The organism is Streptomyces sp. NRRL B-24085, from assembly GCF_001282115.1.
Taxonomy (GTDB): Bacteria; Actinomycetota; Actinomycetes; order Streptomycetales; family Streptomycetaceae; genus Streptomyces.
Window position 1 is genome coordinate 1 of sequence record NZ_LJBR01000689.1, and the last position, 1,899, is coordinate 1,899.

Consider the following 1,899-nt stretch of genomic DNA (forward strand, 5'->3'; position numbering starts at 1 on the left):
GGGGTCGAAGATGCGCATCAGGACTCCTTGCCATGGGTGCCGTCCGCGCGGTGGGGGCCGTGGTCGGCGGCCGGCGCGGGTGGGGTGGCGGTGGGGTCGGTCAGGGTCAGGACGCGGTGCAGGTCCTCCGGCACGGGACGGCCCGCGGCGGTGCGTTCGGCGGCGTAGTCGCCGAGCATGCGGGCCAGTTCGCCGTCCCCGTGGGCCCGTCGGTGCAGGTCGGCCACCTCGGCGACGGGCACGCCGGTGAACAGGCACTTCAGGACCGCGTGGCGCCACTGGTGGGCGTCGAGGTGGCGGGCCGCGTAGGGGCCGACGGCGGCGGCCAGGAGCCGGGTGTCGTTGGTGCGCAGGGCGTCCTCGACGAGCGGGAGGGCCTGGGGGCCGGGCACGAGGTGGGGCAGGGCGTGCAGGACGGCGCGGCGTTCGGCGCCGGTGCCCTGGGCGTAGACCCGGGTCAAGGCGTCGGTGTCGGCGCGGGCCGCGTGCAGGATCAGGATGCGGGCGGCGTCGGCGTGTTCGGGGCCGCAGCGGCGGCCGGCCTCGGCGAGGCGCAGCTCCCACACGGAGATGGGGCCGTGGGCGCCGGGGTGGGCGGCGGCCTCTTCGAGGGCCTGGTCGAGCCAGTCGCGGGCGTCTTCGCCGAGGTGGTCGGCGAGGTGGCTGTGCAGGTCGTGCAGCGGGGTCCGGGCGAGGGTGGTGCCCTGGGTGTCCGCGGCGGGGGTTGCCTGATGGGCATGGGGGTGGGTCATGGAGTGCTTCCTTGTGAGAGCGCCACTGCCTGACGGAGGAAGGGGAGGGAGCGTTCGGCGAAGTGGGGGCCCGCGTGGGAGTGGCGGGGCAGTTCGACGACCGTCAGCCCCTGGTAGCCGGTGTCGGCCAGGGCGGCGAGGACCGGCGGGAAGTCGATGTCGCCGTCGCCGAAGGGGAGGTGTTCGTGGACGCCTCGGCGCATGTCCTCGATCTGGACGTGGCGCAGCCAGGGGCCTGCGGCGCGTACGCAGTCCGCGGGAGGGAGGGGTTCGAGGCACTGGCAGTGGCCGATGTCGAGGGTCAGGCCGAGGGCGGGCGGGTCGCCGAGGGTGCGGCGGAGGTGGTGGAAGTCGGCGAGGGTGGCGAGGAGGTGCCCCGGCTCGGGTTCGACGGCCAGCGGGACCCCGGCGGTGGTGGCGGTGTCCAGGACGGGGGCGAGGGTCTCGGCGAGGCGTTTCCACGCCGTGTCCGGGTCCGTGCCCGCCGGGGTGATGCCGCTGAAGCAGTGCACGGCGTGCGCGCCGAGGTCGGCGGCGACCTGGACGGCCCGGACCAGCAGGTCGGCACGGCGGGCGCGGTCGTCCGGGTCGGGGTCGAGCAGTGAGGGGCCGTGTTTGCGGCGCGGGTCCAGCACATAGCGGGCGCCCGTCTCGACGGTGACCGAAAGACCGAGGGTGTCCAGCCGGCGCGCCAGGCTGCGGGTGCGGGCGGCCAGGTCGGGGGCGAGGGGGTCCAGGTGCATGTGGTCGAGGGTCAGCCCGACCCCGTCGTACCCGAGGTCGGCGAGCAGGGTGAGGGCGTCGTCCAGGCGGAGGTCCGCGAGGCCGTTGGTGCCGTAGCCGAAGCGGATCGGGGTGCCGCCGGGGGTGGGCCGGGACGGGGCGAGAGGGCCGGTCATGTGACGCTCACCTTTCTCGCGAGGCGTCCTGCCAGGGGGGCGAGGGCGGTGGTGAGCAGGGCCGTGATGGTCGCGCCCTTCGTGCCCGAGCGGGCGGTGAGGGCGGCCTGGAGGGGGATCGCGGCACGGATGCCGCCGGTGACGGCTCGTTGGGTGAGCGGGGGCGAGGGGTTGAGGGTGGCGTGGAAGTAGGGGCGGGCGGCGGTGGCCGCGTAGGAGGCGGCGAGGGCGAGGCGCAGGGCCGCGTG

Annotated in this window: 2 protein-coding genes and 1 pseudogene; all 3 read right to left on the reverse strand. The window is 75.8% G+C overall.

Annotated elements, in window-relative coordinates:
• Positions 1–17: 17 nt before the first annotated feature.
• Entirely contained in the window at positions 18–752 is a 735-nt protein-coding gene (locus tag AOJ26_RS41215; protein WP_053853422.1) for an EboA domain-containing protein, read from the reverse strand.
• Positions 749–1,651, reverse strand: coding sequence for a sugar phosphate isomerase/epimerase family protein (locus AOJ26_RS41220; protein ID WP_053853423.1), 903 nt, complete (start codon positions 1,649–1,651; stop codon positions 749–751). Before AOJ26_RS41220 ends, AOJ26_RS41215 begins: the two co-directional genes overlap by 4 nt.
• Positions 1,648–1,899 (reverse strand): annotated as a pseudogene (locus AOJ26_RS41225) (hypothetical protein); the annotation flags it as partial. The gene AOJ26_RS41220 and the pseudogene AOJ26_RS41225, both read right to left, overlap by 4 nt.